Raw genomic sequence first — 13,073 nt, 5'->3', positions numbered from 1 at the left:
AGATAACGGTTAGAAAAAGCCGAACATTAAGTTAATGTTAACTTTAACAATTAATTTCTTAACACTTCTGCCTTTTTTTTACACATTAACAATACATAGCCCTCTTTTTCTTGCTAATTCAATATTTTTTTGCTATTTGTTTCAAAAACAGCATTTTGTTGTTCTTGGCGCCTTAAACACTTTTACTTTAAACAAACACCTATTTTATTTAGCTTTGAAGCTGATCTGAAAACAGGTTTTATAAAATAAATAGATATGGATTACGATCTTATAGTGATTGGCACCGGCCCGGGCGGTTATGTTGCTGCCATCCGTGCGGCACAATTAGGTTTAAAAACGGCAGTTGTCGAAAAAGAGTCTTTAGGCGGCATATGTTTGAACTGGGGCTGTATCCCAACCAAAGCCTTGTTAAAAAGTGCCCAGGTTTTTGAGTACATCAACCACGCAGAAGAATATGGTTTAAAAGTGAACGGCAGCGAAGTTGACTTCGGCAGCATCATCAAAAGGAGCCGCGGCGTGGCCGATGGCATGAGCAAAGGCATTCAGTTTTTGATGAAAAAAAACAAGATTGACGTGATCATGGGCACCGGAAAACTGAAAGGCAAAGGCAGCATCGAAGTGAAAGCCGCCGATGGTTCAACCAAAAATTATACCGCTAAAAACATCATCCTGGCAACCGGCAGTCGCTCGCGCGAACTGCCAAACTTAAAACAAGACGGCGTTAAAGTGATTGGTTACCGCCAGGCCATGAATTTGCCAAAACAACCGCAAAGCTTGGTCGTGGTTGGTTCTGGCGCCATCGGTGTAGAGTTTGCTTATTTTTATAATTCTATCGGCACCAAAGTTACGATCGTAGAATATTTAGACAACATTGTTCCGGTTGAAGACGAAGACATTTCCAAACAATTGGCGCGTTCTTTCAAAAAACTCGGCATCAATATCATGACCGGTTCTACCGTTGAATCCGTTGATACTTCCGGCGAAAAATGCAAAGTCAACGTTAAAACAGCCAAAGGAATGGAAGTTTTAGAAGCTGATATCGTTCTTTCTGCCGTTGGCATAATGACGAACCTGGAAAATTTAGGGCTGGAAGAATTGGGCATCAAAACCGATAAAGGCAAAGTTTTGGTGGATAATTTTTACAAAACCAATGTGGAAGGCGTTTTTGCCATCGGCGATATTGTAAAAGGCCAGGCTTTGGCGCACGTTGCTTCTGCGGAAGGGATTATTTGTGTCGAGAAAATTGCCGGCAAAAACCCGGAACCTTTAAACTATAATAATATTCCGGGCTGTACGTATTGCTCGCCGGAAATTGCTTCCGTTGGTTATACCGAAAAAGCGGCGCGCGAAGCAGGTTTCGATCTTAAAGTTGGCAAGTTTCCTTTTTCGGCTTCTGGGAAAGCAAGTGCCGCCGGTGCCAAAGACGGTTTTGTAAAAGTGATTTTTGATGCCAAATACGGCGAATTTTTGGGCGCGCACATGATCGGAAACAACGTAACCGAAATGATTGCCGAAGTAGTTACCGCCAGAAAACTGGAAGCCACCGGACACGAAATCATCACTTCCGTACACCCGCACCCAACCATGAGCGAAGCGGTGATGGAAGCTGCGGCCGATGCTTATGGCGAAGTGATCCACTTGTAGTTCGGTTGTGAGTTGTGGGTTGCCAGTTGTGAGTTCCTATCGAGTTTAAACCTATAGTTTAGATAGAACTGAAAACTTACAACCCACAACCCGCAACTGATTCCAATGCTTCTTTTATCGCCTAAAAATTGGTGTATAGTTATCGTTTGATTTGAAGAACCTGTAACTCAAAACCCACAACCGGCAACTGATCCCGATGCTTCTTTTATCGCCTAAAAATTGATGTGATATTTACAGTTTGATTTGAAGAACCGGTAACTCAAAACCCACAACCCGCAACTGATTTCAATGCTTCTTTTATCGCCTAAAAATTGGTGTAATAATTTTTGCTTGATTTGAAGAACTGGCAACTCAAAACCCACAACCTGCAACTGACCCCAATGCTTCTTTTATCACCTGAAAATTGGTGTGATAGTTATAGCTTGATTTGAAGAACAGACAATTAAAACCCACAACTTAAACATGGCCTGGCTTTACCTTATTCTTGGTGGTTTGTTTGAAGTTGGTTTTACCACCTGCCTTAAATTTTCCAACAATTTCAGCAATTTAAAATGGAGCATTGGCTTTTTTATTTGCATTACTTTGAGTTTTTTACTGTTGAACAAAGCCGTCCAAACGCTTCCGATCGGCACCGCTTATGCCGTTTGGACCGGCATTGGCGCAAGCGGTTCTGTTTTGGTTGGCATTTTACTGTTTAAAGAACCGGCAGACTTTTGGCGCCTGTTTTTTATTTTTATGCTGATTGCCTCAATTTTAGGATTGAAGTTGGTAACGAAGGAGTAAGCAATATCATATATTAATAACTATCTTTAACATATAAAACTGAACACATGGTAATTGTGATTAATAAAGACGCCGATCAGGATGAAATAAAAGCTGCTTTAGAAAAAATCAAAGCTAATTCTGAAAAACCAAAGTTGATGGATTTTTATGGCAAAATGAAAGGCAAGTTTGGAGACGGACTTACATACCAAAAAGAGCTAAGAGATGAATGGGATTAAATTCCTTGTAGACACAAACTGTTTCATTTACCTTTTAAATGAAAATCCTTTAATAGTCTCTTTTGCCCAGGAAGAATGGGCGTTTTCTTACATCACAGAAATTGAATTGTTGAGTAAGAAAAATCTTAGTAATGATGAGGATTTTTTAATTCGTAAAATGCTGTCGATTTGTTATAAAGTCGATCATAACCAACAGTTATCAGACTTGGCAATTATTTTAAAACGAGCAAATAACATTAAACTTCCGGATGCAATTATTGCAGCATCTGCCCAACTTCTGCAATTACCTTTATTAACCGCCGATAAAGGTTTTGCCAATATTAAAAGTATTGATTGCATGTTGTTGAATATGTAATCGGTATTTAAAACCTCAAACCTCACACCTCAAAACCCTTGCAACTCCACTCAATCAACACCGGCTTGTTTAAATTGGATGGCGGCGCGATGTTTGGCGTGGTGCCTAAAACGTTGTGGAGCAAAACCAATCCGGCCGACGAAAACAATTTGATCACGCTGGCGATGCGTTGTTTGTTGATTGAAGATGAAGGGAAACTGATTTTGGTGGATACCGGCATCGGCAACAAACAAAGCGAAAAGTTTTTCAGTCGTTATTTTTTACATGGGGAAGATTCACTCGAAAAATCATTAAACAAGTTGGGTTTTCATGTTGATGATTTGACCGACATTTTCCTCACGCATTTACATTTCGATCATGTTGGCGGAAGTGTGGTTTTGAAAGATGAAAAGCTCGTCCCAACATTCAAAAACGCTATTTACTGGACGAACGAACAACATTGGAACTGGGCCGTCCATCCAAATGAACGCGAAAAAGCTTCCTTTTTAAAAGAGAACATTTTGCCTTTGCAGGAAAGCGGGCAATTGCAATTCGTCCATCCAACCGATGCTTCTTTTACCGGCAATATTTCGGTGCTTTTTGCCAATGGCCATACGGATGCGATGATGCTGCCAAAGATCAATTACAAAAACAAAACGCTGGTTTACATGGCCGATCTGTTGCCCACAGTTGGCCATATTCCGCTGCCTTACATTCCGGCTTACGATATGTTCCCGCTCAAATCTTTGGCAGAAAAAGCGGCCTTTTTGGAAGAAGCTGCCGATCAAAACTACATCCTTTTTATAGAGCACGACCCGGAAATGGAATGTTGCACCGTCAAAAAAACAGAAAAAGGCATCCGCTTAAACGAAACTTTTAGATTGGATGAAATTTAGGTGATAAAAGAAGCATTAAACGTCATTTCAACAATTAATAGCTTATAAATGAGTTGTTTTAACCAAAAATCAGCAATCTTGTTTTGTCTTTAAATAAAAAGTTACAGATATTTTTTATTTTCGCATGTTTTTATTCAGTTATAAAAAAGGCAGGGTTTATAAATGAGACAACTTAAAATAACTCAATCCATAACTAATCGTGAGTCGCAGTCGTTAGACAAATATTTGCACGAAATTGGAAAGGTTGATTTAATTACAGCGGAAGAAGAAGTTATTTTAGCGCAAAAAATACGGGAAGGCGACCAGGCAGCGTTAGAAAGATTGACCAAAACCAATCTCCGGTTTGTTGTTTCTGTAGCCAAACAATATCAAAACCAAGGACTTACATTGGGCGATTTGATCAACGAAGGAAATTTAGGTTTGATCAAAGCAGCCAAACGTTTCGACGAAACCAAAGGCTTCAAATTTATTTCATACGCCGTTTGGTGGATCCGTCAATCTATTTTGCAGGCTATTGCAGAGCAATCCCGCATTGTGCGTTTGCCGCTGAACCAGGTTGGTTCTTTAAGCAAGATCAGCAAGGCATTTTCAAAATTGGAGCAGGAATACGAGCGCGAACCATCGCCCGAAGAACTGGCCGATATATTGGAAACCACCGTTGATAAAATTTCGGATACGTTGAGCAATTCAGGCCGCCACGTTTCGATGGACGCGCCTTTTGTGCAAGGCGAAGAAAATACGTTGCTGGATGTTTTGGACAACAAAGAGCCGAACACCGATTCGATGCTGATTGATGAATCACTGGCCGAAGAAATCCGCCGTTCTTTATCATCCTTAACCGAGCGCGAACGGGAAATCATCGTTTTGTTTTTTGGTTTAGGCGCAAACAGTCCGTTTTCATTGGAAGAAATCGGCGAAAAATTTACGTTAACACGCGAACGTGTCCGCCAGATTAAAGACAAAGCGTTGCAACGGCTGCGGCATACTTCACGAAGTAAAATACTAAAATCGTATTTAGGATAAATTAAAGCCTTCATATTCTGAAGGCTTGTTTCGGCATCCCACTAAAAAAAGTAAAATCAAGTATGAGAGATCCTGAAACAAGTTCAGGATGACAACAAAATGCTTCTTTTATGCCCCTAATTTCACCGGAAGAATACGAAAGCCTCTCGCCTGCCCAAGCTATCGAACTGCAAAATCAATTGCGCGAACAAATCCAAATCGGGCCACTTGAAAAACCTATCCAAACCATTGCAGGCGCTGATATTTCTTTCAACAAATACGAAGATACGGTTTACGCCGGCATCATCGTTTTGAGTTTTCCGGATTTGCAGGAAGTGGCCAAAGCAACCGTCATCAGCAAAACCACATTTCCGTACATTCCCGGTTTGCTTTCGTTCCGCGAAATTCCTTCGTTGTTAAAAGCCTGGAATTTGCTTTCAGTAAAACCGGATTTGATGGTTCTGGACGGACAAGGAATTGCGCACCCTCGCCGCCTTGGCATTGCCACGCATTTTGGTTTGGTTACCGGTACGCCAGCTTTAGGTTGTGCCAAAAGTTTGCTGATTGGAAAGTTTGAAACCTTGCCCGAAGCAGCAGGATCAACCAGTTTATTGTACGATAAAGATGAAGTGATCGGCGCAGCTTTACGAACAAAGTTTAAAGTAAACCCGGTTTTTATTTCGCCCGGCCATAAGATCAACTTGGAACAAAGTTTAGAAATAATGAAACAATGCAATTCCGGTTACCGCATCCCGGAACCAACGCGACGGGCGCATTTATTGGTCAACCAAATTCGAACCCAAAATATGGGCGATAAAAGAAGCACACAGTTGGATTTGTTTGGTTGATTTTAGTTAGTCATCCTGAATTTATTTCAGGATCCCTCTTCCAAAATCACGACCTATGTTGTGAGATGCCGAAACAAGTTCGGCATGACAAAAGCGAATTGTCAAGAAAAAATGTAAATTGAGCCGAATGCAAAATATTAAAATTTACCAGGCCGATGCTTTTACCGATCGTCTTTTTGGCGGAAACCCGGCTGCCGTTTGTCCGCTCGAAAAATGGCTGCCCGACGAAACGATGCAGCAAATTGCCTTGGAAAACAACCTGGCCGAAACTGCTTTTTTCGTTTCGGATGGTGATGGCTTTATGCTGCGCTGGTTTACGCCCGAACTGGAAATTGACTTGTGCGGACATGCAACCTTAGCTTCGGCACATATTTTATTTACAGAATTAGGTTTTGCGGGAGAAGAAATCCACTTCAAAACCAAAGTCGCCGGAACTTTGGTGGTTTCCAAAAACAATGATCTTTATACGTTGGATTTTCCTTCGCGCCCGCCACAGCTTTGTGAAACGCCGGACATTTTATTGGAAGCTTTAGGCGGAAATGTTCAACCAATTAGCATCCAAAAAGCGCGGGATTATTTTGTGGTTTACGAAAAGGAAGAAGACGTCATCAACCTAAAACCCGATTTCTTTTTGCTGGGAAAGATTGACGTGATTGGCATTATCGTTACCGCTCCCGGCAAAGAAGTTGATTTTGTTTCCCGCTTTTTTGCGCCGTCTTGCAGCGTTCCCGAAGATCCGGTTACCGGTTCGGCGCACTGCACGCTGATCCCGTATTGGGCAAAAAGGCTGGGTAAAAACAGTATGCGTGCTTACCAAGTTTCGGCAAGAAAAGGCGAAATTTGGTGCGAAGATAAAGGCGAACGGGTATTGATCTCCGGCAAGGCCATCACTTATATGCGCGGCGAAATTATGGTGCCATAAAAATTTCAGGTGCAATAAATTAGGGCAGCACAAAATAGCTGCCTTTCTGTTAAAACTTATATTTCCGACACAAAAATCACAAGAATGAACAAAAACCCTTTCCGCTCCTTTTGGATGGCTGGCTACGAATGCACTGATCAGTTAAATTATTACGGAAACCGTGTGGATTTGCTGAAAGAAACGGCCCATTTAGAATTGATAGACGAAGATTACCAAAACCTTTCACAGTTCAATATCAAAACAGTACGCGAGGGAATCCAATGGAGCCACGTGGAAAAAAAGCCCTACGAATACGATTGGACAACGGTTGCCATGATGGTTGAAAAAGGAAAAGCCAACGGCATCCAGCAGGTTTGGGATATTTGCCATTTTGGTTTTCCGGCAGATTTAACGCCCAACCATCCGCATTTTGCGCCTCGTTTTGCCGCTTTGTGCCGTGCGTTTGTTCAATTTTACCGTTCGGTTAGCCCGGATAACGTGCTGATTGTTACACCGATAAACGAAGTAGGTTTCATTTCCTGGCTGGGCGGCGAAGTGCGCGGAACTACGCCTTATGCCGTAAACCAGGGCTGGGATTTAAAGTACGCTTTGGTACGCGCCTATATTGATGGTATTGTGGCCATGCGCGAAGTTGACCCTTCTGTCAGGATCATGACGACGGAACCATTGATACAAGTTGTGCCGCCGTTTAATGCCACCGAAGAAGAATTGTTGGCGGCTAAAGCGTTGCACGAAAACCAGTATCAGGTACTCGATATTTTATCCGGCAAAATTTGCCCGGAGCTTGGCGGTTCTACCAATTATTTGGATATTTTGGGCTTTAATTATTATTACAACAACCAATGGGTTAGTACCACGCACGATTATTTAAAGTGGATTGACGAGCCGCGCGACAGCCGTTTCCGCCCTTTTAGCAGTTTGCTTACTGAGGCTTACCAGCGTTACCAGCGGCCGGTGGTTTTATCAGAAACCAGCCACCCAAAAGAAGACCGGCCAAAATGGATTAAATACATTGCGGATGAAACGGCAATCCTACTTCAAAATAACATTCCGCTTTGGGGCATTTGTATTTACCCGATTATTGACCGGCCGGATTGGGACCATCTAACCATTTGGCACCAGGCCGGTTTGTGGGATTTAGAATTTTATCCGAATGAATTGCCAAAGCGTGTGTTGCACCAGGAATATGCGGCCGCTTTTTTGGCCGGACAAGCGCAAATTGTGGCAGCAGTGGCCGATCCGGGTTATGAAGTTTCGCAAAGGTTGGGTTTGGTTAAGGATTGATTGAAAACCGGGGCTTGTGCAGACAAAATAATTATCAGCCATGCTTCTTTTACCCCTATAAAATCAGTGTCGTTTAAATTGCTTAACGCTGTTGCCTCAGGTTTTGATAGATAAAATTAACAAGTCGGTAAAATATGGTTTTATAAAGCAAAATTTTCCTTTTATAGCTTACAGGTTTGTAATCAGAATGTTAAATAAAGTCAATCAAAAGATTAAACACATTTAGAACAATACATTTGGGCGATCAATAGCTCCAACAGCAATTTAGCATTTCCAGGTCTTGCCGCATACTTCTTTTACCACATAAAAATACATGCAGAAACTTTACGCTCAAACTGACCGCCATGGAAAACAAAAGTGTAACTACGAATGAAGCCGAAAATTCAACTGCCCTCTACGGTCAGCATTTTTTTGCAACCAACAGTGCCGATACCGATACTTTTTTTACCCTGCAAAAGAAGTATCAATCCAACTACGAGCAGCTAAAAAAGCAGGAAGAAATGTTGAGCATGACCAGCCACGAACTTAAAACGCCGATCACCACGATCATGCTTTTTCTCAACATGCTGGAAGAACTCACCCAAAAAGAAGAAAACCGCCTGGTGCTGGAATTGGTGCTGAAAGCAGAAACGCAGGTAAACCGGCTGGTTAAACTGGTGAACAATATGCAGGAAATCACCATTTTGCAATACGGCGAAACGGCCATCAAAAAAGATGTTTTTAACTTTGCTGCTTTGTTGAACAATACGGTCGAATCTTTTCGTTACCAAAGCCAGCAGCACGAAATTATAATTGAAGGCAACGTTTCGGTTGATCTTTATGCCGATGCCACACGCATTGAACAGGTTTTGGTGAACCTGATTTCCAACGCCATAAAATATTCCCCGGAAAGCGGTCCTATCAAAATTTTTGTAGAAACCATAGCCAACGAACTGAAAGTTTCTGTTCAGGATTCCGGGGTCGGCATTCCTGCGGCCAGCTTGCCGCATGTTTTTGATTGCTACTTTCGCGCCCACAGAAACGACAAAAGGTTTAACGGGACCGGTTTGGGCTTGTACATCAGCAAACAAATCATCAGCCAGCAGCACGGCGAGATTGGTGTAAACAGCGAAGAAGGAAACGGTTCGGTTTTCTGGTTCACGTTACCTTTCCAAGCCTTCCCGCAGTTGTAAAAAAATGTTAAACTAAATTTGCTTGTTATAAGGTTGGGCCGAAAGGTTTATATTAGCCTGATTTTGCTACAACACAAATTTATGCCTCGTTTTAAACTGATACTTCTTTTATCCATACTTTTTTCGGCTCCTTTATCCCAAGCGTTTGCGCAAAAAGATACCGTCAGCCTCCAAACCATCCTTACCAAAACCGGGAAATTTGCCGAAGGGCGGCCGGTTGAAAAAGTTTACCTCCATTTTGATAAACCTTATTATGCCGTTGGCGATACCATTTGGTTTAAAGCTTACGTAACCATTGGCTTGCACGAACCATCGCCGCTCAGTAAAATTGTTTATGTGGATGTTTTTACCAATACCGATTCTTTGGTGCAAACCCTGAAACTGCCCGTTGTAAACAGCATGGCTTCCGGTGATGTTACTTTGCAGCCGCTCATTTACAAACAGGGAAATTACCATATCCGCGCTTACACCAATTATATGCGCAACGACGGCCCGGATTACTTCTTCAACAAAAATATTGCTGTTGGCGATTTGATCGAAAACAACGTGGTAACGCGCATTTCTTTTTCGGGAACAAGTAAAGAAAACCCGTCTAAAATCAACGCCGGGATTTATTTCCAGGACGAAAACGGCGTGCCCTTGTCCAACAAAAAAGTAAGCTGGCATGTAGATGTAGATTACGAAACCGTGGCCAAAGGCAAAGGCACCACAGACCAAAAAGGGTTTTTGCCGGTCAACATTACCAGCAAACAAAACACGGCACTTACAGCCGGGACTTTGTTTACCGCCATCAGCACCAACGATAAAAAATCAGTTACCAGCACGTTTCCTTTGCGTACGGCAACTGCTACGGCAGACGTTCAGTTTTTTCCGGAAGGCGGCGAAATGATTGTCGGCACCCGCACAAAAGTAGCGGTAAAAGCAGTAGGCCCAAACGGTTTGGGCATCAGCGTGAAAGGAACCGTTACCGATAACGACGGCAAAACGGTAGCCGAATTTAACGCCGCACATCTTGGTATGGGTTCGTTTGTGATGCAGGCCGAAGCAGGAAAAACATACCGCGCAAACCTTGTTTTTGCAGATGGTTCTAAAAGTACGGTCAACCTGCCGCGCGTGAATCCCGAAGGCATCAGCATGTCCATTAATAACGCTGACCCAACCAACCTGCTGCTCCGCATTTCAACCAATGAGGCTTTTTTGAAAAAGAACCAGAACAAAAGCTTTTATTTGGTTGGCCGCGTTGGCAATATCATTTGTTATGCAGCGCAAAGTTCGCTTCAAAATATTGTTTACAGTGCCGCTATCCCAAAAACCAAATTCCCGACCGGCATTATCCAGTTCACCCTATTTTTATCAGATGGGAAACCACTTTGCGAACGTTTGTTTTTTATCCAGCACAACGACCAGTTGGATATTGCCTTAAACTCGGCCAAAACCAATTATCTAACGCGCGAAAAAGTAAGGATCAACGTAACCACAAAAAACAAAACGCTGTCGGCAGAAGCCAGTTTGTCTGTTGCCGTAATTGATGAAAGTAAAATCCCTTTTGACGAGAACGCCGAAACAACGATTTTAACCAACCTGCTCCTGACTTCTGATCTAAAAGGTTATATCGAGAAACCAAACTATTATTTTAAAAACCCAAACGAGCAAACCGCTGCCGATCTGGATGTTTTGATGCTGACGCAAGGTTACCGACGGTTTAATTACCAGGCAATTTTAGCAGGCACTTATCCGCCGGTTACGTTTTTGCCCGAAGCCGGGATAGATATTTCCGGCACCCTGCGTGATCTGACCGGAATGCCGATTTCGCGCGGCGTGGTCAAACTACAGGTTCCCGACCGTAATTATACTTCGCAGGCCGCAACGGATGCAAACGGTATTTTTACTTTTCCCAAAGTTTTGGTGATTGATTCTTCACAAGTGATCCTGAGCGCAAAAGGCAATTCAAACAGCCGGAACATGATGATCATGCTCAACGGAACTTCCGCACAAGCCGCCAGCAAAAACCCGCAATCGCCGGACGAAATATTGAATATTGATAGCACGTTGAACACTTATCTGCAAAACAGCAAAAGGCAATATTTTAACGGCCGGACATTGAAAGAAGTAACCGTAAAAGGTGTTTCGAACGTAAAAAAACCAAGCCACCTTGATTTTCCGGCTTTAACAGGGTTGAGCAGTATGCCCGACCAGGTAATCCAAGGCGACAGGTTGACGCCTTGCAACCAGTTTTTAACTTGTTTGCAAGGCAGCCTTTTAGGTTTAACTTATGTAGATAACAACCTGTTTGTACGGCGCGATTACCAGAACGGAAATAAAACACCGGTGCAGGTATTTGTCAACGGGATGCCGGTTGATATCAATTACCTCAACAGCTTGGAAGCACCTGATGTAGAATCTGTTGAAGTATTTCTAAAAGACGAATTGAGCGGCATCAACCGCACGTACAACACAAACGGCGTTTTGGTGGTGAACATGAAAAAAGTGGTCAGGAAAAAAGTAACCATGAAAGATTTGGAAGATTTGCTTCCGCAGCCAAGCGTTGTAAAATTTGTGCCCAAAGGTTATAGCAACAGCCGCGTTTTTTACTCGCCCAAATATGAGGTAAGCCGAAGTACGATGCAAGGTTTGGATTACCGCAGTACCATTTACTGGAACCCAAATGTGCTGACGGATGCAAAAGGAAACGCTGCTTTTGAATTCTACAATTCGGACGGAAAAGGCACCTACCGCGTTATTGCCGAAGGTATTGATAAGGACGGCAACATTGGCCGGTTTAATTATCGGTACAAAGTGCAGTAATTAAGGTAAAAGGTTGGAGGGTGAAAGGCTGAAAGGTAAACGATAGAAAGGTCTCCGTCATGCTTCCCCTCTCGAGAGGGGCCAGGGGTGTGTTCTAAATTTTCTATTTATTTAACCTTCAAAATCAACATTCTCAATCAACCGCCACGGACCGTTTAAATATTCCCAAAACGTTAAACCCAACCCTTGAATTTCAAAAGGCTTAAAATCTAAACTCAACGCTTGCTGCAATTGTACAGCCGTTTGCCGGTCAACTTTGTTTTGGATGGTAATATGCGGCCAAAGCGGTTGCTTATCCTGCGGCGTTAGCCAAAGTTGCCATTGTTGCTGCAGGTTTTTGTGCAGTTGCTTTAGTTCTGCGCTTTCTATTTTGAATGCCACGCCGGCACCAATGCTTACAACTTCGGTAACTTGTAAAACCATTGGCTTTTGTATGGCGCATACTGTTTTTACCGCCTCAAATATGGTGTCTTCACTTGCGGGCAAGTGGTGGAACAAGGTTAAATGCGCGTCCAGATAATTTCGCTCCGCAGGGAAATGCTGCTTGCGCAAATCGGTAAAATAAGCAGCCGCTTCAGGGTCAATTTTCAGGGTGAGGATAACGGGGTTTTCGGTAGGCATCTGGGTTTTATTCAAACTTAATCATGTTAAAAGCTTCCTCGGCATTTACCCTTTCTATCGGTTCAAATTTTTTGCCGGCCTGCTCGTTGTAGTTCTTAAAAAAGTTTTCGATCTGGTCTACAATATGTCCGGGCAAATGGTCTATATCTTCTGTTTCTTTAAATAATTGCGAAACTTCGGGCACGGCCAAAAAACGGTCGTTGCGCACGGTTTCGCCATCTTTTTCTGTTTGGTTCGCTTTTATCGAGCCTATGATGCGGCAATCTAAACAACATCCTGGAAAGGTTGGGATTTCAGAAACCACCACTACGTCCAGCGGGTCGCCGTCTTCGCCCTTCGTTTTCGGGATAAAACCAAAATCAAACGGAAAAACCAATCCTGCGGGCAAAACTTTCATCAGTTTAAAACAGTGGCTTTCCGGTTCATAATCATATTTATGGCCCTGCCCTTTCGGGCTTTCGATAATTGCGGTTACAGATTTCATACTTAGATAACTTTGCAAACACAAGTAATGTTTAGGTTGTAAGCAATTATTGTTAGGGAA

At 42.8% G+C, this 13,073-nt stretch carries 13 protein-coding genes; 11 read left to right on the top strand and 2 right to left on the bottom strand.

Annotated elements, in window-relative coordinates; all coding sequences use genetic code 11:
• Window positions 1-255: 255 nt before the first annotated feature.
• The 11 genes from lpdA to V5804_RS14360 all read left to right on the top strand — a co-directional run bounded on the left by lpdA (window position 256) and on the right by V5804_RS14360 (window position 11,908).
• On the top strand, window positions 256-1,644 hold the full coding sequence (lpdA, locus tag V5804_RS14410) for a dihydrolipoyl dehydrogenase (protein ID WP_369592096.1): 1,389 nt from the start codon (window positions 256-258) through the stop codon (window positions 1,642-1,644).
• A gap of 462 nt (window positions 1,645-2,106) precedes the next feature.
• Window positions 2,107-2,427: a multidrug efflux SMR transporter gene (locus V5804_RS14405; protein WP_369592095.1), complete on the top strand. Its 321-nt coding sequence runs from the start codon at window positions 2,107-2,109 to the stop codon at window positions 2,425-2,427.
• A gap of 47 nt (window positions 2,428-2,474) precedes the next feature.
• Window positions 2,475-2,645, top strand: coding sequence for a hypothetical protein (locus tag V5804_RS14400; RefSeq protein ID WP_369592094.1), 171 nt, complete (start codon window positions 2,475-2,477; stop codon window positions 2,643-2,645).
• On the top strand, window positions 2,632-3,000 hold the full coding sequence (locus V5804_RS14395) for a PIN domain-containing protein (RefSeq protein WP_369592093.1): 369 nt from the start codon (window positions 2,632-2,634) through the stop codon (window positions 2,998-3,000). Before V5804_RS14400 ends, V5804_RS14395 begins: the two co-directional genes overlap by 14 nt.
• A 38-nt stretch (window positions 3,001-3,038) precedes the next feature.
• Window positions 3,039-3,875: an MBL fold metallo-hydrolase gene (locus V5804_RS14390; RefSeq protein ID WP_369592092.1), complete on the top strand. Its 837-nt coding sequence runs from the start codon at window positions 3,039-3,041 to the stop codon at window positions 3,873-3,875.
• Window positions 3,876-4,037: 162 nt separating this feature from the next.
• Window positions 4,038-4,898 carry an RNA polymerase sigma factor RpoD/SigA gene (locus tag V5804_RS14385; RefSeq protein ID WP_299290389.1) on the top strand — a complete coding sequence of 287 codons (861 nt, stop codon included), beginning with the start codon at window positions 4,038-4,040 and terminating at the stop codon, window positions 4,896-4,898.
• A 110-nt stretch (window positions 4,899-5,008) separates the two neighbouring features.
• Entirely contained in the window at window positions 5,009-5,725 is a 717-nt protein-coding gene (gene nfi, locus V5804_RS14380) for a deoxyribonuclease V (protein ID WP_369592091.1), read from the top strand.
• Between the two features lie 127 nt (window positions 5,726-5,852).
• Window positions 5,853-6,647: a PhzF family phenazine biosynthesis protein gene (locus V5804_RS14375; protein WP_369592090.1), complete on the top strand. Its 795-nt coding sequence runs from the start codon at window positions 5,853-5,855 to the stop codon at window positions 6,645-6,647.
• An 84-nt stretch (window positions 6,648-6,731) separates the two neighbouring features.
• The gene (locus tag V5804_RS14370; protein ID WP_369592089.1) at window positions 6,732-7,931 is read left to right on the top strand and encodes an amine oxidase; all 1,200 of its coding nucleotides are present in this window, start codon (window positions 6,732-6,734) and stop codon (window positions 7,929-7,931) included.
• Window positions 7,932-8,275: 344 nt separating this feature from the next.
• On the top strand, window positions 8,276-9,103 hold the full coding sequence (locus V5804_RS14365) for a sensor histidine kinase (protein ID WP_369592088.1): 828 nt from the start codon (window positions 8,276-8,278) through the stop codon (window positions 9,101-9,103).
• An 81-nt stretch (window positions 9,104-9,184) separates the two neighbouring features.
• Window positions 9,185-11,908 (top strand): carboxypeptidase regulatory-like domain-containing protein, encoded by a 2,724-nt coding sequence (locus V5804_RS14360; protein ID WP_369592087.1) that lies wholly within the window; start codon window positions 9,185-9,187, stop codon window positions 11,906-11,908.
• Window positions 11,909-12,019: 111 nt separating this feature from the next.
• Here V5804_RS14360 and V5804_RS14355 read toward each other — a convergent pair whose 3' ends face one another.
• Window positions 12,020-12,529 carry a 2'-5' RNA ligase family protein gene (locus V5804_RS14355; RefSeq protein ID WP_369592086.1) on the bottom strand — a complete coding sequence of 170 codons (510 nt, stop codon included), beginning with the start codon at window positions 12,527-12,529 and terminating at the stop codon, window positions 12,020-12,022.
• 7 nt (window positions 12,530-12,536) lie between these two features.
• Window positions 12,537-13,013: an inorganic diphosphatase gene (locus V5804_RS14350; protein WP_369592085.1), complete on the bottom strand. Its 477-nt coding sequence runs from the start codon at window positions 13,011-13,013 to the stop codon at window positions 12,537-12,539.
• Between the last annotated feature and the right edge of the window lie 60 nt (window positions 13,014-13,073).

The organism is Mucilaginibacter sp., from assembly GCF_041088075.1.
Lineage (GTDB): Bacteria > Bacteroidota > Bacteroidia > Sphingobacteriales > Sphingobacteriaceae > Mucilaginibacter_A.
The sequence above is the reverse complement of the archived record's forward strand: the minus strand, read 5'-3'. Positions and strand labels throughout refer to the sequence as shown.